This is a genomic window from Methylobacterium sp. ap11, from assembly GCF_900110515.1.
Lineage (GTDB): Bacteria > Pseudomonadota > Alphaproteobacteria > Rhizobiales > Beijerinckiaceae > Methylobacterium > Methylobacterium ajmalii.
Map to the genome: position 1 here is coordinate 1 of NZ_FOEB01000025.1, position 20005 is coordinate 20005.

The following is a 20005-nucleotide window of genomic DNA, read 5'->3' on the forward strand; positions in this document are numbered from 1 at the left end:
TCGACCTGCTCACACACGCGGACGATCTCGGCCGGCAGATCCGCCGCCAGGGTGCCGCCGCAGCAGGGGCACTGACCCCGGCGGTGGGCCACGACCTCGTCGGGATCGGGGCTGAGCGTGCGGCTGTGCCCCTCGTGACCGGGTTTGGCGCCGCCCGGCTCGGCCTGCTCGCGCCGCTCCTTGCGATCGGTCGAGGCCGGCTTGGAGGAGGTGCGCGAGGTCTTGTCCGGCCGCTGCAGCCGCAGCACCGGCTCGATCAGCTCCTGCTTGCTCAAACGCTCAAGATCGCTGCGGCTCATCTCACGAGAGAATCAGCGAAATCAGCTCTCGGCAAGAGGCGCTGCGAGTGCACGCCATCGGCTCCTCGCCGGCGTCACGCCGCGACCGAGCGCACCCCTGAGTAATTACGAAAATCTTACGCCTAGATTTGTGCGTAGCGTAGTTGTTGCCTCGAACGTAGATTTGAAATTTGTTATTCTCGTTTGATTTTCAGTTTTATTGACGCCCAGAATATTTTCTCGGCAAGCTAGAACCAGCCCTAATGCATGAGTTGCATATAAAATGATGGAAGATTCGCTCAATTTATCAATGATTTTTGATTGCGCAGAGATCAAATTTAGAGGCAATTTTATAAGATATCACAAGCTATTATATTAAGTGTCAACAGATTTCTACGAAGACAAAGCCATAAATACAACTAAGTATTTAATTTTGTTTTATATCGCTTTTATAGTTTGATAATTTGCAAATATAAATATAAATATAAAAAAAGCAAGATTTTATTATTTAGTTATATGAATCGGCAAAATTCACGACTGGTTTTTTGCAGATTAAGATTTATGAAGGAAATCAGTTGCGTTTGTACACTTTTTGTTCTACCCCTGCACGAGTGAGCGGCATAAGCCGTGTAAGCCTTGGCCCAGAAGCCCCGGCGCCCCATCTGGTCACCATCACGGTCGACAGGGTTCTCGTCCCCGCGGGCTCCCGGCCGGTCCCCGGTCCCATCAAGCCTGGCCGCGCCCCGTCGCTGGCGGCCCGGAGCCTTCCCGCATGGCCTCTCTCGACAAGCTCTTCGACCGTTCCGCGGAGACCCGCGTGATCTCGGTGAGGGGCGCCCGCGAGCACAACCTCAAGAACGTCGACCTGACGATCCCCCGCGACAGGCTGGTGGTGTTCACCGGCCTGTCGGGCTCGGGCAAGTCGTCGCTCGCCTTCGACACCATCTATGCCGAGGGGCAGCGCCGCTACGTCGAATCGCTCTCGGCCTATGCGCGCCAGTTCCTCGAGATGATGTCGAAGCCCGACGTCGACCAGATCGACGGGCTGTCGCCGGCGATCTCGATCGAGCAGAAGACCACCTCCAAGAACCCGCGCTCGACGGTCGGCACCGTCACGGAGATCTACGACTACATGCGCCTCCTGTGGGCGCGGGTCGGCATCCCGTACTCCCCGGCCACCGGCCTGCCGATCGAGAGCCAGACCGTCAGCCAGATGGTCGACCGGGTGCTGGCCCTGCCCGAGAAGACCCGGCTCTACCTGCTGGCCCCGGTGGTGCGCGGCCGCAAGGGCGAGTACCGCAAGGAGATCGCCGAGTTCCAGAAGAAGGGCTTCCAGCGGCTGCGCATCGACGGCGAGTACTACGCCATCGACGACGTGCCGAAGCTCGACAAGAAGCTCAAGCACGACATCGACGTGGTGGTCGACCGGATCGTGGTGCGGGCCGACATGGCCTCGCGGCTCGCCGATTCGTTCGAGACCGCGCTCGAGCTCGCCGACGGCATCGCGGTCGTGTCGTTCGCGGATACGCCCGAGGACGGCTCGGTCCCCGAGCCGATCACCTTCTCGTCGCGCTTCGCCTGCCCTGTCTCCGGCTTCACGATCCCGGAGATCGAGCCGCGACTGTTCTCGTTCAACAATCCCTTCGGCGCCTGTCCGACCTGCGGCGGCATCGGCCACGAGATGCGGATCGACCCGACGCTGGTCATCGCCGACGAGGCCCTGAGCCTGTCGCGCGGCGCCGTCGCGCCCTGGGCGAAATCGACCTCGCCCTATTACGGCCAGACCCTGGAAGCCCTGGCACGCCATTACCGCTTCCGCACCGACACGCCGTGGTCGAAGCTCACCGCGGCCGCCCGACAGGTCGTGCTCTACGGCTCGGACGGCGACGAGGTGCGCTTCGCCTACAACGACGGGCTTCGCGCCTACGAGGTCTCGAAGCCGTTCGAGGGCGTGATCCCGAACCTGGAACGGCGCTACAAGGAGACCGACAGCGACGCGGCGCGGGAGGACATCGGCCGGTTCATGGCCGAGACGCCGTGCTCGGCCTGCGGCGGCAAGCGCCTGAAGCCCGAGGCCCTGGCGGTGAAGATCGCCGGCTCCGACATCGGCGACGCCACGGTGCTGTCGGTGCGGGACGCCCATCGCTGGTTCGGCGAATTGCCCGAGCACCTGAGCGCGAAGCACAACGAGATCGCGGCCCGCATCCTGAAGGAGATCCGCGACCGGCTGACCTTCCTGGTCGATGTCGGGCTCGAATACCTGACGCTCGCCCGCGGTTCGGGCTCGCTGTCGGGCGGCGAGAGCCAGCGCATCCGGCTCGCCTCGCAGATCGGCTCGGGGCTGACCGGCGTCCTCTACGTCCTCGACGAGCCCTCGATCGGCCTGCACCAGCGCGACAACGAGCGGCTGCTCGGGACGTTGAAGCGCCTGCGCGACCTCGGCAACTCGGTGATCGTGGTCGAGCACGACGAGGACGCGATCCTGCAGGCCGACTACGTCGTCGATGTAGGCCCCGGCGCGGGCATCCATGGCGGGCAGATCGTGGCGCAGGGCACGCCGGCCGAGCTGCTCGCCGACCCGAACTCGCTGACGGCGAGGTACCTCACCGGTGCCCTGTCGGTGCGGGTGCCGAAGATGCGGCGCAAGGCCAAGCGGAATCCGGCCGCCAAGGCCGGCCAGCCCGAGCCCCAGATGCTGCGCCTCGTCGGGGCGCGGGGCAACAACCTGAAGGACGTGACGGCGGAAATCCCGCTCGGCACCTTCACGTGCATCACCGGTGTGTCGGGCGGCGGCAAGTCGACGCTCGTCGTCGACACGCTCTACAAGGCGGTGGCGCGCAAGCTGAACGGCGCCATGGAGCACCCGGCGCCGCACGACCGGATCGAGGGACTGGAGCATCTCGACAAGGTCATCGACATCGACCAGTCGCCGATCGGCCGGACCCCGCGCTCGAACCCCGCCACCTATATCGGCGCCTTCACGCCGATCCGCGACTGGTTCGCCGGCCTGCCGGAGGCCAAGGCGCGGGGCTACCAGCCCGGCCGGTTCTCGTTCAACGTCAAGGGCGGGCGCTGCGAGGCCTGCTCGGGCGACGGCGTCATCAAGATCGAGATGCACTTCCTGCCCGACGTCTACGTCACCTGCGACGTCTGCAAGGGCAAGCGCTACGACCGCGAGACCCTGGAGGTGAAGTACCGCGAGCGCTCGATCGCCGACGTGCTCGACATGACGGTCGAGGAGGCGGCCGAGCTGTTCAAGGCGGTGCCGGCGATCCGCGAGAAGCTCGAGACCCTGGCCCGGGTCGGCCTCGGCTACGTCCGGGTCGGCCAGCAGGCGACCACGCTCTCGGGCGGCGAGGCGCAGCGGGTGAAGCTGTCGAAGGAGCTGTCGAAGCGCGCCACCGGCCGCACCCTTTACATCCTCGACGAGCCGACCACCGGCCTGCACTTCCACGACGTCGCCAAGCTGATGGAGGTGCTCCACGAGCTGGTCGACCAGGGCAACAGCGTCGTCGTCATCGAGCACAACCTCGAGGTCATCAAGACCGCCGACTGGGTGATCGACATGGGACCCGAGGGCGGCGACGGCGGCGGCACCATCGTGGCGGAAGGGACCCCCGAGGCCATCGCCGAATCGGCGGCGAGCCATACGGGCCGCTTCCTGCGCGAGGTCCTGGCCCGCCGCCCGGCGGCGTCGCCGCGCAAAGCCGCCGCCGACAAGGCCGCTCCCGGCAAGCGGGCCACCCGGAAGGCGTCCGGCAAACAGGCCGCCGAGTAGTCGTCCGGCGGGTCGCTCTCCGGCAAAACACCCATGAAACTGCGCCGCAGAGGCCGCGAAGCGGCGTGTGCGGCGCAGCAAGCAGGTGTTTTCGCCGAAAATATGCCGCAGTAATCATGCGGTGCAGCCTTCACCGTCTGTGTCGGAAATGCGTCATTTGCGCAACGGCTGGGCAACCTCTGCGACCCGCCTGGGCAAAGGGCTGGCGTTCGGACCGTGGCTGTTGGAAGATTATCCCGTTCAGACTGCGCAACACGGCGGGGGCCGCACGGAGCGAGGTGTCGATTCACGTGCGCATTGCATAGCGCGCGACGTCGATGCATGAGCGGCGGTCCCTTCCCGAGAGTAGCTGGGAAGGAAATCTCATGGTCAAGCATTGGCTCGCCGCGGGGGCGGCTGCCCTGTCCCTCGGCATGTCGGCGACGGCATCCTACGCGCAGACGACGACGGTGCCCGGCGAGCAGGTCGGCCTGGCGATCGGCGCGCCGCTGCCCGAGGGCGTCTACGCGATCAACACGTTCACCTATCGCAGCCCGGACGGCCCGAACCTCACCTCCACCGACACCGCGGTCAACGTCCCGGTCCTGGTCTGGTCGACCCCGTGGAAGATCCTCGGCGCCCGCGTCGAAGCCGTGGTCGCCCCGCCGACCGTGTTCACCTTCTCCCGCGCTCCGGGTGGCCGCGATACCAGCATCAACGTCGGCACCTTCGTCGGCGGCATCTTCGCCTGGGATCTCGGCAACAACATCGGCGTCAGCTACCTGTCCGGTGTCTATCTCAACGAGCTGAATGCCGGCCGCGGCGGCGGCCTGCCGATCCTGGCCTCGAACACCTACCGCCAGGGCTTCGCCATCAGCTACACCGGCGACGGCTGGAACGTCACCGCCAACCTGACCTACAACTTCTACGACACGCCGGCCCGCTTCGGCGGCCGCAACGGCATCCCGGGCTTCTACGGCAGCCAGTTCCCCACCGACGCCCTCAACCTCGACCTGACCGCGACCAAGAAGTTCGGCAAGTTCGAGATCGGCGCCATCGGCTACGGCACCGCCAACCTGCCGAACCGCAGCCAGCTCGCCTTCGGCGCGCCGTGCAACGGCAACTTCGCCACCTGCGGCACGGTGGTGGGCGGCGGCGGCGGCCGCTTCGCCCTCGGCGGCCTCGTCGGCTACGATTTCGGCAAGTTCACGGTCCAGGCCTGGGTCGCCCGCGACGTCGCCACCTCGGCGCGCCAGATCTCGCCGGTCACCGGCCTGGCGACGAACCGCGAGGCCTACTCGACCGAGGGCTGGTTCCGCGTCGTCGCCCCGCTCTACACCGTGGCGGCCGCGCCCGAGCCGGCGCCGGTGCCGCTCATCCGCAAGTACTGATCGACGAACCGATCGCGCACGCGATCCCCGGGCCTCGCCGCGGCGAGGCCCGTCCGGCGCCCGGCTCGTCGCGAGCCGGGCGTTCTGCGTTGCGGGCGCCTGTCGGGCCGGGACCCCGCGACCTATAACGTGAAGCGTGCGGACGGGGCCGTCGGAGCCCCGACGCCCTTCGAGATGTGACGCGCGGGGCGCCGAGCCCCGGCAGGAGACCATGATGGCGGCGCCCGGCGACTGGAAGATCCCCTCCTCGGCGCAGCCCCGCCCGGCGGCCTACTCGTACGACCTCGACCAGACCCTGACGGCGATCGTCGCCCTGTCCTCGCGGGTGCCGGACGGCGCCTACACGGCCGAGATCCTCGGCACAGAGCGGGCCGGCAACGGCGTCGTCATCGGCGAGGACGGCCTGGTGCTCACCATCGGCTACCTGATCACCGAGGCCGACACCGTCTGGCTCACCGCCCATGACGGGCGCACCCTCCCCGGCCACGTCGTTGGCTACGACGCCGCCACGGGCCTGGGCCTGGTGCAGGCCCTGGGGTCGCTCGACCTGCCGCACCTGCCGATCGGCAGCGCTGCCGCCCTGCGCGTCGGCGACAAGCTGGTGATGGCCGGAGCCGGCGGCCGTTCCCGCTCCGTGGCCGCGGAGGTGGTCGCGGTGCAGGAATTCGCCGGCTACTGGGAGTACCTCCTCGACGACGCGATCTTCACCTCGCCCGCCCACCCGCATTGGGGCGGGGCGGCGCTGATCGGCCCGGCCGGCGAGCTCACCGGCATCGGCTCGCTGCAGCTGCAGCAGAGCGGCCGCGACGGGCGCCCGATCAACATGTCGGTGCCGATCGACCTCCTGAAGCCGATCCTGGCCGACCTGACGACCCTCGGGCGGGTCTCTGGCCCGCCCCGGCCCTGGCTCGGCCTCTACGCCACCGAGATCGACGACCAGGTCGTGGTGATGGGCCTGTCGCCCCGGGCACCCGCCGAGGTCGCCGACCTGCGCGCCGGCGACATCCTGATGGCGGTGGGACAGGAGGAGGTCGGCGACCTCGCGGGCTTCCTGCGCGCCGTCTGGGCGCTGGGCCCGGCCGGCATCACCGTGCCGCTGACCGTGCACCGCGACGGCCGCACGCTCAGCATCCCGGTCGTCTCGGCCGACCGCGCGACCTTCCTGGTCGCACCGCGGCTGCACTGAAGCGCGGCGGCGCCGGCTCGAGCCTCCGGGCCGGTCTTTGGGCGCCGCGCGCGGCCGGTCCCCAAGCGGCGCCCGGAGCGGCAGGATGGTCCGAAGGCGGCTCCCTCCCCGACCGACGTCGGCGGCCGCGGGATCGCGCCTGCGCGGTCCGCCTTCCCGCGCGCTCCATCGGCACCGAGGCCGGCGCGGCCTGCCCTCCAGGGCGATCGAAAATCTACGCCGCCTCCGGTCGGTATCGCGCGCTCGACCGCTATCTCGCCGCCTTCGCCATCGCGATCTTCCTCACGTCGATCCTCAGCATTGCGGCGCCGACGCGCGGCATCGTCGCCTTCCTCGATCCGGCCTGGCGCGGCACGCCGTCATGGCCCCACGGCGCGACGGACGTCGCGGCCTACGACGCGCTGCGGTCGGGGGCGCTGCGCGATCTCTCGGGCCGGCCCGAACTCGGGATCATCTCCTTTCCGAGCTTCCATGCCGCCTCGGCGGTCCTGTCGGCATGGTCGTTCTGGGGCTTCCGGTCCCTGCGCCTGCCCGCCCTCGCCCTCGACGGGATCATGTCCATCGCCACCGTCGGCTGCGGCGGGCACTACGTGATGGACGTCGTGGCGGGTCACCTCGTCGCCGGCCTCGCGATCCTGCTGGCGGTGCGCGGCTCCGATCTCGGCTATCGCCTCCTCGACCGTCTCGCAGGTTCGCCGACGTTCCCGTACCGGCCGACCTGTCGACGCGCGTCGCGACCGCCGAGCGAGCGACCCGCTGAGGAGCCGGGGCCGCGCGGCACGGGCCCCGGAATGCCCAAAACATCGGCACTGCGACGCGCCGACATTGCACTGCACACCATGTCGCCAGCGACTGCCTGGAACGCACGCCCGTACGATCCCGCGGCGCCCCGATCCCAGCGTCAGCCCGCCCCCTCGGGGCCCCTGCAGCATAGTGCCTAAATCCCCATGCGGATTGCGCTTCATGCGCCAGAGTGCTGCCAAATCGGCGAGCACCGGGGATTGTTGACGATTCCCTGACCGCTGCATGTGAATCGTGCATGGCTGGCTTACGCGGTCCCGTCTCACACCCCGCCAGCCAACTCCCATATGGTGCATTGCAACAGAAGCAGGCGGTCGGTGCCGAAACGGTTCGCACCGGATGCCTGCTCAGAGGTCAAAACCGATGTTCGTCTCCCTCATCCTCAGCAAGATCCGCTCCTACCTCCGCTACCGCGAGACCGTTCACGAGCTGTCGCGTCTGTCCGACCGCGAGCTCGACGATCTCGGCATCAGCCGCTTCGAGATCCAGGGCATCGCCCGCTCGGTCGCCTGAGCTCACCGTCACGCGTACCGTTAAGCTACCGCGTACCCGAGTACCCCAAGTCGATCGAAGCCATCCGGCTCACCATCGTCTCGCGCGCCCGCCCCTTCCGGCGGGCGTTCGCTTGTCCGGGCCCCGCCATTCGCCGCGCATCGGCGGTGTTGCGTCCGTGGCGCCCGATCCGATATGCCGCGTCATGTCCGGATCCCTTCCCATTCACGTCGTCGGCGGCGGCCTCGCCGGCTCGGAAGCCGCCTGGCAGATCGCCGAAGCCGGCCTGCCCGTGGTGCTGCACGAGATGCGGCCCCTGCGCGGCACCGAGGCGCACCAGACCGACGGCCTCGCCGAGCTGGTCTGCTCCAACTCCTTCCGCTCCGACGACGCGTCGCTCAACGCCGTCGGGCTGCTGCATCAGGAGATGCGCCGCCTCGGCTCGCTGATCATGCGCTGCGGCGACGCCCACCAGGTGCCGGCCGGCGGCGCGCTCGCCGTCGACCGCGAGGGCTTCAGCCGCGCGGTCACGGCGGCGCTGGAGGCGCACCCGAACGTCACGATCGCCCGCGAGGAGATCGACGGGCTGCCGCCGGCCTCCTGGGACAGCGTGATCGTGGCGACCGGCCCGCTCACCGCGCCCGGCCTCGCCGAGGGCATCCGCGGGCTCACCGGCGCGGAGTCCCTCGCCTTCTTCGACGCCATCGCGCCGATCGTGCACCGCGACTCGATCGACATGGGCAAGGCGTGGTTCCAGTCCCGCTACGACAAGGCGGGACCGGGCGGCACCGGCGCCGATTACATCAACTGCCCGCTCGACCGCGAGCAATACGCCGCCTTCATCCAGGCCCTCGTCGACGGCGAGAAGACCTCGTTCAAGGAGTGGGAGGCCTCTACCCCCTATTTCGACGGCTGCCTGCCGATCGAGGTGATGGCCGAGCGCGGGGCCGAGACCCTGCGCCACGGCCCGATGAAGCCCGTCGGCCTGACCAACCCGCACAACCCGACGGTCAAGGCCTACGCGATCGTCCAGCTGCGCCAGGACAACGCGCTCGGCACGCTCTACAACATGGTCGGCTTCCAGACGAAGCTGCGCCATGCCGAGCAGGTCCGGGTCTTCCGCACGATTCCCGGCCTGGAGAATGCCGAGTTCGCCCGCCTCGGCGGCCTGCACCGCAACACCTACCTCGACAGCCCGCGCCTCCTCGACGCGACCCTGCGGCTGAAGGCCGAGCCGCGCCTGCGCTTCGCCGGCCAGATCACCGGCTGCGAGGGATACGTCGAGAGCGCGGCGATTGGCCTGATGGCCGGCCGCTTCGCCGCCGCCGAGCGGGCGGGGCGCTCGCTCGAGCCACTGCCGGTCACGACGGCGCTCGGGGCGCTGATCGGCCACATCACCGGCGGGCACATCTCCGACGACGCGACCGCCGCCGAGGAGGCCGGCAAGCCGCGCTCGTTCCAGCCGATGAACGTCAATTTCGGTCTCTTCCCGCCGCTCGACCGGGCCCCGAAGGCCCCGGACGGCAAGCGCCTGCGCGGCCCCGAGAAGGCCCAGGCTAAGAAGCGGGCGATGACCGACCGCGCCCGGGCGGCGCTCGGCGAATGGCTCGGCGAGGCGCCGGAGCCGCTGCCGGCCGAGGCGGCGGAGTAGGCAACGAGCCTCAGAGGAACTCGCAAGATTTCCTCCGCATCTCCCGTTCCACTCGCAACCTCATCCTGAGGTGCCCGGAGCGAAGCGGAGGCCTCGAAGGAGGGCTCCAGACAACACAGAGAGTTCTGGAGCCCTCCTTCGAGGCTCGTTTCACTCGCACCTCAGGATGAGGTCGGGGGTAGAACAATCCATGATGAGGGACAGAAACTGCCGCGGGCGCTATCGCACGGATCGCGCCGCCCACCACAGCCGCCAGATCCGGCGCCAGTTCGGCACCTCGATCACGGTCGCGAGCGGGTCGTAGCCGGGCCGCTCCATCGCCCCGAGGTAGGTCTCGACCATCGCGACCGGCAGGAAGGCGGGGGCGGCGACGGGGGCGATCGTCTGGCGCTCGGCCGCGTAGGCGGCGAGATGGCGGCGGGCGAGCGCCCGCAGGTCGGCGCAGGCGCCGGCGAGGCCCGGGCCGCCGCGGCCTGCCACGATGTCCTCGCGGGTGACGCCGTGGGCGGCCAGCACGTCGGCCGGCAGGTAGACCTGGCCGCTGCGCGCGTGCCAGGGCAGCGCCCGCAACAGCCCGGTCACCGCGTAGGCGACGCCGGCATGGCCCGCGGCGGCGGCGCCCCCGGGCTCCGAGCCGTCCGCCAGGATCAGGCTGCCGAGGCGGATCAGGCAGGAGGCGGTCTCGCCGCAATAGCCCTCGAGGTCGTTCGTGGAGGGCATCGGATCGTCGTAGAGATCGAAGACCCGGGCATCGACGAGATCGACCAGGGGCTGGCGCGGCAGGCGCGCCTTGACGAGCGTATCGTCGAGGGCGGCGGCGACCGGGTGGGCGCGGACATCGCCCCGCGCCTCGCCCTGGAGCGCGTCGCGCCACCATTGCAGCCGCAATTCCCCCGGCATCGGGCTCGACACCGCTTCGCGCACCCGCGCCACCTCCAGGCTGAAGGCGGCGAGCGCATGGAGGTGCGGGCGCTTCTCGGCCGGCGCATAGAGGCTGGCGTACCAGCGGTCGGGATCGCCCTCGCGGACCAGCGCCTCGCAATGGGCGTAGGCCCAGGCCGGATCCCGGGGCTCGGCCTCGCTCATGATGGTCTCAGGGTACCGCGATCAGGGCGGCCGCAACCTTGCGGTTCTCGGCCATCAGGATGTTGTAGGTCCGCGCCGCCGCGCCGGTCTGCATCACGTCGAGGCCGATCCCGGCCTGCTTCAGGTGCCGGCGCAGGGAATCGGGCACGAACACGATCTCGGCCCCGGTGCCCAGCAGCAGGAGGTTGGCCTCGCCGGCCTCGGCGAGGAGGGGGGCCAGGCTCTCCGGTGTGATTTCGGCCGGGTCGGTCACGTCCCAGGCCCGGACGCCGGAGGGCAGCGCCAGGATCGAGCCGCGATGCGACATGTCGGCGAAGCGGAAGCCGCCGCCGCCATAGGCGTCGATCGGGTAGCGGCCCGGGACGAAGCCGTCATGCAGCCGCCCGGACCCGGAGGCGCCCTCGCCCGCCACTACTCGGCCGCCTGCTTCAGGCTGGACGTGTCGCGCGCCTGCGAGCGGCCGCCGGCCTGGAGCCCGATATAGATCAGGAACGGGGTCGAGACGAAGATCGCCGAGTAGGTGCAGATCACCACGCCGGCCAGCATCACCACCGAGAAGCCCTTGATCGCCTCGCCGCCGAACAGCACCAGCGCGAGCAGCGACAGGGCGGTCGACATCGCGGTCATCACGGTGCGCGACATGGTGGAGTTGATCGAGAGGTTGAGCAGCTCCTCGGTCGGCATGGTCTTGTAGCGCCGCATCAGCTCGCGGGTGCGGTCGAACACCACCACCGTCTCGTTGAGCGAGTACCCGACGATCGTCAGAATCGCGGCGATCGAGGTCATGTTGAACTCGATCCGGGTGATGACGAACAACCCGACCGTGATGACGATGTCGTGCAGGGTGCCGACGATGGCGCCGAGCGCCAGTTCGCGCTCGAACCGGAACCACAGGTAGAGCAGCACCGCCACGACCGAGAGCACGACGCCGATCGTGCCGGATTGCACCAGCTCGCCCGAGACGCGGGGGCCGACGGTCTCGACGCGGTCGAAGGCGTAGTCCTTGTCGAAGGCGGCGTGGGCCTTCTGCATCACCAGGGTCTGGCCGGTCTCGCCGCCGGCCTGGAGCGGGAAGCGGACCGAGATCGAGCCCTGGCCGAGCTCCTGCACCTCGGTCTCGCCGAAGCCGAAATCGTTGGCGGTGTGGCGCACCGCGCCGACGTCGGAGGTGACGCCGGCCTTGGGCCGCAGCTCGACCAGGGTGCCGCCCTTGAAGTCGATGCCGAAATTGAGCCCGATCTGCAGGAACAGCACCACCGTGGCGACCGAGATGAAGGCCGAGAGCGGGAAGCTGAGGCGCCGCAGGCGCATGAAGTCGAAGTGGGATTCGTCGGGCCAGAGGCGGAGGAGGCGCATCGTCGGTCTCGAAATGGGTGTGTCGGCGCGCTCCTCGTCCAGAGCGCCGCGCAAGTCCGGGCGGTCGCGAAGACCGCCCGTGGCATGTTCAGATGGGAAGCGTCTTGGGCCGCAGGCGCTGGTACCACAGAGCGATCATCATCCGGGTCAGGGTCACGGCGGTGATCACCGTGGTCATGATGCCGAGGATGAACACCACCGCGAAGCCGCGCACCGGCCCCGAGCCCATGAAGAAAAGGATCACCGCGGCGATCGCCATGGTGGAGTTCGAATCCACGATGGTGGCGAAGGCGCGGTCGAAGCCGGCCTGCAGCGCCGACGGGATCGACCGGCCGGCCCGCACCTCCTCGCGGACGCGCTCGTAGATCAGCACGTTGGAATCGACCGCGGTGCCGATGGTGAGCACGATGCCGGCGATACCCGGCAGGGTCATGGTGGCTTCCAGCACCGACATCAAGCCGAGGATCAGGCCGACATGGACGAGGAGCGCGATGTTGGCGAAGAGGCCGAACACGCCGTAGGCCGCGAACATCAGCACGACGACGAGGATCGTCGCCACGATGGTGGCGTGCTTGCCGGCCTCGATCGAGTCGCGGCCGAGGCCCGGACCGACGGTCCGGCGCTCGATCACGGTGAGCTTGGCCGGTAGGGCGCCGGCGCGCAGCAGCACCGAGAGGTCGTTGGCCTGCTGCACCGTGAAGCGGCCGGAGATCTGGCCCTGGCCGCCGGTGATCGGCTGCAGGATGCGGGGGGCCGACACGACCTCGTTGTCGAGGACGATCGCCATGGCGCGGCCGACATTCTCGCTCGTCGCCTGGCCGAAGCGCTGGGCGCCGCGCAGGTTGAACTTGAAGTTGACGATCGGCTCGTTCGACTTCTGGTCGAAGCCCGGCTGGGCGTCGGTCAGGTCGGCGCCGTCGGCCATGACCCGGCGCTCCACCGGCACCTTCTGGCCGTTGGCATCCTTGGACACCAGCATGTCGACGTCGCCGGCCGAACTGTCGGCGAGGAGGCGGAACTCGAGCTTGGCGGTCTTGCCGAGCTGCTCCTCCAGGCGCGCCGGGTCCTGCAGGCCCGGAACCTGGACCAGGATGCGATCGGCGCCCTGCTGCTGGATCGACGGCTCGGTGGTGCCGCCGAGATCGACGCGCTTGCGGATCACCTCGATGGCCTGGCTCACCGCCCGGCGCACCCGGGCGTTGAAGCCCGCATCGGTGTAGGTGAGCTGGATCAGGCCGTTCGGCTCCTCGCGCACGTCGAGGGTGCGGGCGCCGGTCTGGCCGAGGGTGGCGTCGGTGACGGGCTGCGACAGGGCCTGCAGCTTCGGCATCACCTTGGCGCGGTTGGCGGCATCGCCGACGCGCAGCTGCACGCCGCGCGGCTGGAGCTGGATGCCGCCGTCGGCCTGGACGCCGGACTCGCGCAGCGCCTGGCGCACGTCGTCGCGCAGGCCCTGCGCCATGGTGCGGCCGAGGTCGTTGCGGTCGACCTCCAGCACGATCTGCGAGCCGCCCTGAAGGTCGAGGCCGAGCACGATGGCGCGGGTCGGCACGATCCAGGTCGGGAACCAGGACGGCAGGGACTTGATGAAGCCGCTGCGCTGGTCGGCCGTGAAGAAGCTCGGCACGGCGAGCATCAGGCCGACGAGGATCACGGCGAGCGTCGCGACGGCCTTCGTGGTGGAAATACGGAGCATCCGCGGCGTCCCAACCGGTCTCGAATGGAGGTCAGATAGGGCGGCCCGGCGCCTTTTTGTCCGGGCCTCTCCCAGCGTCAGCGCGGGCTCAGGCGGCCTTGACCGGCTCGCCCTTGGCCCGGACCTCGGCGATCATGGTGCGAACCACCTTGACCTGGACGTTCGGGGCGATCTCGACCTCGATCTCCGGGGCCTCGGTCACCTTGGCGACCCGGCCGACGATGCCGCCGGTGGTCACCACCGTGTCGCCGCGGCGCACGTTCTTGACCATGTCCTGGTGGTCCTTGGCGCGGCGCTGCTGCGGGCGCAGGATCAGGAAATACATGATCACGAAGATCAGGATGAAGGGGACGACCTGCACGAGGATGTCCGTGCCGCCGGTCGCCCCGGCTCCCTGCGCGAAGGCGGGCGTGATCACTCTCGAGGTCTCCCGAAACAAGACGAAAACGGGCCGGGCGGGTCCCCGCCGGCCTTGCAAAAGCGCGCGGACTATAGCCACGGACGACCCGAAAGCAACGGCGGGGTGGTGGGCGTCCCCGGCCGATCCGGCCGGGTTTTCGTTCGCGGTGCCTTGGGATTATGAGGCGCCACCCGCTCGTCCGCCCCCGCGCAAGGAGCCCGCATCTCCGCGATGACCGATCAGACCCCCTCCCCCGTCTCCGATCTGATGCCCGTGCTGCTGCGCATCGCCGCGGCCCTGGAGCGCGCCGCGCCGCCGGCGATTCCCGCCCCCGATTTCGCGGCGGCCGACGCCTTCGTGTGGCAGCCCGAGGGGCGGCTGCAGCCGGTGCCGCGGGTCAACCGGGTCGAGATGGGCCTCCTGCGCGGCATCGACCGGATGCGCGACACCCTGTTCGACAACACCGCGCGCTTCGCCCGCGGGCTGCCGGCGAACAACGCGCTGCTGTGGGGCGCCCGCGGCATGGGCAAGTCGTCGCTGGTCAAGGCGGTCCATGCCGAGATCAACGCGAGCGGGCCGGAGCGGCCGCTCAAGCTCGTCGAGATCCACCGGGAGGACATCGAGGGCCTGCCCGCCCTGATGGGATGGCTGCGGCCCGACCCGCACCGCTTCGTGGTGTTCTGCGACGACCTGTCGTTCGACGGCGACGACACGTCCTACAAGTCCCTGAAGGCGGCGCTCGACGGCGGCATCGAGGGCCGGCCCGACAACGTGATCTTCTACGCCACGTCGAACCGGCGCCACCTGCTGGCCCGCGACATGATGGAGAACGAGCGCTCCACCGCGATCAACCCGGGCGAGGCGGTGGAGGAGAAGGTCTCGCTGTCCGACCGGTTCGGCCTCTGGCTCGGCTTCCACAAGTGCAGCCAGGACGAGTACCTGGCGATGATTGACGCCTACGTCGCCCGCCACGGCCTGACGGTCGCCCCCGAGCAATTGCGGGCCGAGGCGCTCGAATGGTCGACCACCCGCGGCGCGCGCTCGGGCCGCACCGCGTTCCAGTACATCCAGGACCTCGCCGGGCGGCTGGGACAGCGGCTCGACTGAGGGCATAGCCCTGGGTGCCGCTCGCGCGGCCCCGGGGGCTGCTCGAACACCGGGCGGGAGGGCTTCAGCCCCCCGCCTCCTCGGCCGCCCGCTCGCGCTCGCGGCGCTTCTCCATCGCGCGGACCGAGATGATCGACGCCTCGTAGAGGAGCAGCATCGGGATCGCGAGCGAGAGCTGGCTGATCACGTCGGGCGGGGTCAGCACCGCGGCGGCGACGAAGACCAGCACGATCGCGTAGCGCCGCCGCTCCTTCAGGAACTTCGCGTCGATCAGGCCCACCTGGCCCAGCAGGGTCAGGATCACCGGCAGCTGGAACGCGATGCCGAAGGCGAAGATCAGCGTCATGATGAGCGAGAGATACTCGTCCACCTTCGGTAGGAGCTCGATCGTGGCCTCGCCGGGCTGGCCGATCTGCTGCAGGCTGACCGAGAACTTGATCAGCAGCGGCATCGCGAGGAAATAGACGACGAGGGCACCGAGCAGGAAGAAGATCGGCGTGGCGACGAGGTAGGGCAGGAAGGCCCGGCGCTCGTTGCGGTAGAGGCCCGGCGCCACGAAGGCGTAGAGCTGGGTCGCGACCACCGGGAAGGACAGGAAGCCGGCGCCGAACACGCTCAGCTTGATGTTGGTGAAGACCTGCTCGAGGAAGTGGGTCGCGATCAGCCGCGCCTTGTCGGCCCCGACCACGCTCACATAGGGGTAGACCAGCACGTTGTAGATGTGCTGAGCGAAGAAGAAGCAGATAAAGAACATCACCCCGAAGGCGAGCATCGACTTGATCAGCCGCGAACGCAGCTCGATCAGATGTTCGATCAGGGGTGCGCGCGAGGCCTCGATCTCGGCTTCATCGGCCTCGGTCATCATGCGCTGCGGCCCGTGCTGGCGGTGTCGTGAGGAGTCGAGGGTGACGGCTCCGCCGTCGGGGCGGCGGAGGACGACGGCTCCGGCACCGCCCGGGCGGCATCGGCCTTGAGATGCGCGGTCGCGGCGGCCAGGGCCTCGTGGGTCGGCTTCTCGGCGGCGGGCTCGGGCACCTGGTAGGCCGGCGGCGCGGCCGGGTCGACGGCAGACGGCTCGGGCACCGTCGCGGCATAGGGGTCGGCCAGCGGATCGGTGCCCGGCAGCGCCTGGGTCGCCGGCTTGTAGGTCGCCGTGCCGTCGACCGCGCCCTTGATCTCGTTGCGGATGGTCTGGACCGGGTTGAAGCCCGTCGCCGTCGCCGAGGCGACGCTGCGGTTGATGCCCTCGACCTCGCGGCGGACGTCGTCGAGCTCGGCCTCGCGCATCGCCTCGCTGAACTGGCTCTGGAACTCGCCGGCCATGCGCTTGAGGCGGCCGGTGACCTGGCCGACGGTGCGCAGGGCCCTGGGCAGGTCCTTGGGGCCGATGACGACGAGCGCGACGCCGCCGATCAGCATCACCTCGCCCCAACTCATATCGAACATGGCGTGACGGCCCTGCTACTCGCGCGGCGCGACTCTCGGGCGGGCGCCCCGCGCGGGCTGTCTAGCACGCCGCGGCGCCGGCGCCAGTCGGCGCCGCGCAGGTTCCGGTTGAGAGGCGGGGCCCGCGGGCGGTCCTGCGCCGGCCTTCGATCCTCGACGCGGACGGGCGGCGGGCCGGGCCGCGCACGCCCCTCCGCGACGGCGGCGGCTCAGCCGACCTTGTGGTCGGTGTTCGGCTGGGGGGTGAGCGGAGGCATCTGGGCGGTCGGCACGGTGTGCGGCGCGGCGGTCGGCGCGTGGACCGGCTGCACCGGAGCGGGGTGCACGACCGGGGGCGGCACCTGGACCGGCGGCACCTGGGCGTGGGGCACCTGCGCGGTCGTGGTCGGGGCCTGCTCGTCGTCCGCCATGCCCTTCTTGAACGCCTTGATGCCCTTGGCGACGTCGCCCATCAGGTCGGACACCTTGCCGCGTCCGAACAGCAGCATGATGATCACGCCGACGACGATCCAGTGCCAGATACTCGCGCCGCCCATGGTTCTCTCCCGCGCAGCGTCAGTTTCGCTGCCGCACTCGTCACGGGGCGTTCGCGGACGCCCCAAACCTCTGATCCCGCACGCTCATCGTCGCCGCACCGGCTGAGCCGAGCGCGCACGGTCCGGCCGGAACCTAAGGACGCCAGGAGGCGAAAACAAGCGTTTCCTCCGGCGCTTCCTCAGAGAGCACCGGAATGCCGCGCCGGGGAATCTACCCGCTCGGCCCGTCCTCGCCGGGCGGCGGATCGTCGTCGGGATCGGCGCCGTCGCCGGGCTGGGGCACCCGGAATCCCGCCGGCAACCGCCCCTCGATCAGGCCGAGGCCCTTCAGCTCGTCGAGCCCCGGCAGGTCGGAGACCGCATCAAGGCCGAAATGGTCGAGGAAGGCCGGGGTGGTGCCGTAGGTGACCGGCCGGCCCGGCGTGCGGCGGCGACCGCGCAGGCGCACCCAGCCCGTCTCGAGCAGGAGGTCGAGGGAGCCCTTCGAGGTGGTGACGCCGCGGATCTCCTCGATCTCGGCCCGGGTCACCGGCTGGTGGTAGGCGACGATCGCCAGGGTCTCGAGCGCGGCCCGCGACAGCTTGCGCGGCTCGGTCGCATCGCCCCGCAGGGCCCCGGCAAGGTCGGGCGCGGTGCGGAAGGCGTAGCCCCCGGCCACCCGGACGAGGGTCAGGCCCCGGGACCCGTAGATCCGGGCGATCTCGGCGACGACCGCCGGCACGTCGGTGCCGGGCGGCAGCCGGGCGGCGAGCGCGGCCGGCCCGAGCGGCGCCGGCGCGCTGAAGATCAGCGCCTCGGCGAGGCGCACGACATACGGGGGGGCGGGCGGCTCGGGCGTGCGGGACAGTTTCGCGCTCACGGGCCGGCCGGGCGGATCTGGATCGGCGCGTAGGGGGCGTCCTGGCGCAGCAGCAGCCGGCCCTCGCGGGCGAGCTCCAGTACCGCGGAGAGCGAGGAGGCGCGCACGGTGGCGCGGCTCTTCGGGTCGGCGAGGTACTGGGACAGGCAGGAATCGAGGTCGGTCCAGTCGTCCCAGGGGCCGACCAGGCGCTCCAGGGCGGTGCGAGCGTCGATCAGCGACCAGACGTTGCGGGGCGGCAGGGTGACCTGCGCGCAGGCCCGCTCCTGGCACTGGCGGGCATAGGCGGCGATCAGGTCGTGCAGGGTGACGGCGAAGGCTCCCCCCTCCCCGGCCGCGGGCTCCGGCAAGGCAGCGGCGCGGCCGAAGACATCGCGGCCGAGCTGCTCGCGCTGCGACAGCATCAGGGCGGCGGCCCGGATGGCTTCGAGGCGGCGCAGCCGCACGGCCAGCGCCTCGGCGAGGTCGCTCCCCGCGGGCTCGGGGCCGCGGGGCGGGGCCGGCAGCAGCAGGCGCGACTTGAGGTAGGCGAGCCAGGCCGCCATCACCAGATAATCCGCCGCCAGTTCGAGCCGCAGGCGCCGCGCCTCGTCGATGAAGGCGAGGTACTGCTCGACGAGCGCCAGGATCGAGATCCGGGCGAGGTCGACCTTCTGGCGGCGGGCGAGCTCCAGCAGCAGGTCGAGGGGACCCTCGAAGCCGTCGACGTCGACCACGAAGGCCGCCCCCTCGGGCACGTCCTCGTCGATCTCCCGCGCGGCCTCGTCCCACCGCATCGCCGCGTCCCGTCAGGCCGCGGCGGCGAGCCCGGCATCGAGGCGGGCGCGGGCCTCGGCGGGGTCGAAGGACGCCGTGTCGGGGCTGAGCCGCGCCAGGGCGGCCTCGGCCCGGCGCAGGGCCTCGCCGGCGAGGACGGGTGCTGCGGCCACGACCTCCTCCATCTCGGCCCGGACGCCGTTGCAGTGCAGGCCGACGTCGCAGCCGGCCCGGAAGGCGGCGGCGGCGCGGTCGCGAAAGCCCCCGGCGAGCGCGTTCATCGACAGGTCGTCGGTCATCAGCAGGCCGTCGAACCCGATGCGGCCGCGCACGATCTCGCGGATCACCGTCGCGGAGGTGGTCGCGGGGTTCTCCGGGTCGAGGGCGCGGAACACGACGTGGGCCGACATCGCCATCGGCAGGTCGGCGAGCGCCCGGAACGGCTGGAAGTCGTGCGCGTCGAGCTCGGCCAGGCTCGCCTCGACCACCGGCAGGGCGTGGTGGCTGTCGGCGCCGGCACGGCCGTGGCCGGGCACGTGCTTCATCACCGGCAGCACGCCGCCGGCCATCAGGCCCTCGGCCACCGCGCGGCCGAAGGCCGCCACCACGCCCGGCTCGGTGCCGTAGGCCCGGTCGCCGATGACGTCGTGGGCGCCCGGCACCGGCACGTCGAGCACGGGAGCGCAATCGACATTGATGCCGACCGCCGCGAGGTCGTGCGCCATCAGGCGGGCGCCGAGATGGGCGAGGGCCGGGCCGTTCTCGGGTCCGCCGGCGCGCAGGTAGGTCCGGCCGGCCGGGTAGGCGTTCCAGTGCGGCCGGGTCATGCGCTGCACCCGCCCGCCTTCCTGGTCGATCAGGACCGGGGCGTCGGCCCGGCCGACGGTCTCACGCAGCGCCGCCGTGAGGGCGCGGACCTGCTCCGGGCTCTCGATGTTGCGCTTGAACAGGATGAAGCCCCAGGGCTGCGCCGCGCGGAAGAAGGCGGCCTCGTCGGCGCTCAGGACCGGGCCGGCGCAGCCGAGGATCAGGGCAAGGCTCGTCATCGACGGCGACTCTCGTCGGTTCGGGGGCTGGAACGGGGACGCCAATTCCGCCCCGGCGCATGGGCGCCGACGGGCGGGACCGGCGGATTCGAGGGAACGGTGTCTAGCGCGCCCGGCCGGTGCGGGGCTGTCGGCACGGCGCCACAGCGGCCGGGTTTCCG

At 70.2% G+C, this 20005-nt stretch carries 17 protein-coding genes and 1 pseudogene; 6 read left to right on the forward strand and 12 right to left on the reverse strand.

Features of this window, described 5'->3' with window-relative positions; all coding sequences use genetic code 11:
- Positions 1-299: pseudogene (locus tag BMX97_RS26110) on the reverse strand (IS66 family transposase); the annotation flags it as partial.
- Positions 300-1050: 751 nt separating this feature from the next.
- Here BMX97_RS26110 and uvrA point away from each other — a divergent pair.
- From uvrA to trmFO, 5 genes are all read left to right on the forward strand, one after another.
- Positions 1051-4056: an excinuclease ABC subunit UvrA gene (gene uvrA / locus BMX97_RS26115; RefSeq protein WP_091754115.1), complete on the forward strand. Its 3006-nt coding sequence runs from the start codon at positions 1051-1053 to the stop codon at positions 4054-4056.
- A 365-nt stretch (positions 4057-4421) separates the two neighbouring features.
- Positions 4422-5426, forward strand: coding sequence for a transporter family protein (locus tag BMX97_RS26120; RefSeq protein WP_091754116.1), 1005 nt, complete (start codon positions 4422-4424; stop codon positions 5424-5426).
- Positions 5427-5640: 214 nt separating this feature from the next.
- Positions 5641-6612 (forward strand): S1C family serine protease, encoded by a 972-nt coding sequence (locus tag BMX97_RS26125; RefSeq protein ID WP_091754117.1) that lies wholly within the window; start codon positions 5641-5643, stop codon positions 6610-6612.
- A gap of 1164 nt (positions 6613-7776) precedes the next feature.
- Entirely contained in the window at positions 7777-7926 is a 150-nt protein-coding gene (locus BMX97_RS26135) for a DUF1127 domain-containing protein (protein ID WP_082173034.1), read from the forward strand.
- Between the two features lie 184 nt (positions 7927-8110).
- Positions 8111-9556, forward strand: a complete 1446-nt coding sequence (trmFO, locus tag BMX97_RS26140; RefSeq protein ID WP_091754118.1) for a methylenetetrahydrofolate--tRNA-(uracil(54)-C(5))-methyltransferase (FADH(2)-oxidizing) TrmFO — start codon at positions 8111-8113, stop codon at positions 9554-9556.
- Positions 9557-9775: 219 nt separating this feature from the next.
- Here trmFO and BMX97_RS26145 read toward each other — a convergent pair whose 3' ends face one another.
- The 5 genes from BMX97_RS26145 to yajC form a co-directional block, all read right to left on the reverse strand.
- Positions 9776-10642 (reverse strand): phytoene/squalene synthase family protein, encoded by an 867-nt coding sequence (locus BMX97_RS26145; RefSeq protein ID WP_091754119.1) that lies wholly within the window; start codon positions 10640-10642, stop codon positions 9776-9778.
- A 7-nt stretch (positions 10643-10649) separates the two neighbouring features.
- Positions 10650-11054, reverse strand: a complete 405-nt coding sequence (locus BMX97_RS26150; RefSeq protein ID WP_244538654.1) for an Mth938-like domain-containing protein — start codon at positions 11052-11054, stop codon at positions 10650-10652.
- Positions 11054-11998: a protein translocase subunit SecF gene (gene secF, locus BMX97_RS26155; RefSeq protein ID WP_091754120.1), complete on the reverse strand. Its 945-nt coding sequence runs from the start codon at positions 11996-11998 to the stop codon at positions 11054-11056. Before secF ends, BMX97_RS26150 begins: the two co-directional genes overlap by 1 nt.
- 88 nt (positions 11999-12086) lie before the next feature.
- Positions 12087-13694 (reverse strand): protein translocase subunit SecD, encoded by a 1608-nt coding sequence (gene secD, locus BMX97_RS26160; protein ID WP_091754121.1) that lies wholly within the window; start codon positions 13692-13694, stop codon positions 12087-12089.
- 88 nt (positions 13695-13782) lie between these two features.
- Positions 13783-14112, reverse strand: coding sequence for a preprotein translocase subunit YajC (gene yajC, locus BMX97_RS26165; RefSeq protein ID WP_048425523.1), 330 nt, complete (start codon positions 14110-14112; stop codon positions 13783-13785).
- Positions 14113-14325: 213 nt separating this feature from the next.
- On the opposite strand from yajC, the gene BMX97_RS26170 reads away from it, so the two are divergent.
- Positions 14326-15201 (forward strand): ATP-binding protein, encoded by an 876-nt coding sequence (locus tag BMX97_RS26170; RefSeq protein ID WP_091754122.1) that lies wholly within the window; start codon positions 14326-14328, stop codon positions 15199-15201.
- Positions 15202-15265: 64 nt separating this feature from the next.
- Here BMX97_RS26170 and tatC read toward each other — a convergent pair whose 3' ends face one another.
- From tatC to nagZ, 6 genes are all read right to left on the reverse strand, one after another.
- Positions 15266-16066 (reverse strand): twin-arginine translocase subunit TatC, encoded by an 801-nt coding sequence (gene tatC, locus BMX97_RS26175; RefSeq protein WP_091754123.1) that lies wholly within the window; start codon positions 16064-16066, stop codon positions 15266-15268.
- Positions 16063-16647 (reverse strand): Sec-independent protein translocase protein TatB, encoded by a 585-nt coding sequence (gene tatB / locus BMX97_RS26180; RefSeq protein WP_091754124.1) that lies wholly within the window; start codon positions 16645-16647, stop codon positions 16063-16065. Before tatB ends, tatC begins: the two co-directional genes overlap by 4 nt.
- A 209-nt stretch (positions 16648-16856) precedes the next feature.
- Entirely contained in the window at positions 16857-17183 is a 327-nt protein-coding gene (locus BMX97_RS33935) for a twin-arginine translocase TatA/TatE family subunit (RefSeq protein ID WP_082742446.1), read from the reverse strand.
- A 211-nt stretch (positions 17184-17394) separates the two neighbouring features.
- Positions 17395-18042: an SMC-Scp complex subunit ScpB gene (gene scpB / locus BMX97_RS26190; RefSeq protein ID WP_091754125.1), complete on the reverse strand. Its 648-nt coding sequence runs from the start codon at positions 18040-18042 to the stop codon at positions 17395-17397.
- Positions 18039-18818, reverse strand: coding sequence for a segregation and condensation protein A (locus BMX97_RS26195; protein ID WP_091754126.1), 780 nt, complete (start codon positions 18816-18818; stop codon positions 18039-18041). Before BMX97_RS26195 ends, scpB begins: the two co-directional genes overlap by 4 nt.
- Before the next feature lie 12 nt (positions 18819-18830).
- Positions 18831-19844, reverse strand: a complete 1014-nt coding sequence (gene nagZ / locus BMX97_RS26200; RefSeq protein ID WP_091754127.1) for a beta-N-acetylhexosaminidase — start codon at positions 19842-19844, stop codon at positions 18831-18833.
- Positions 19845-20005 lie beyond the last annotated feature (161 nt).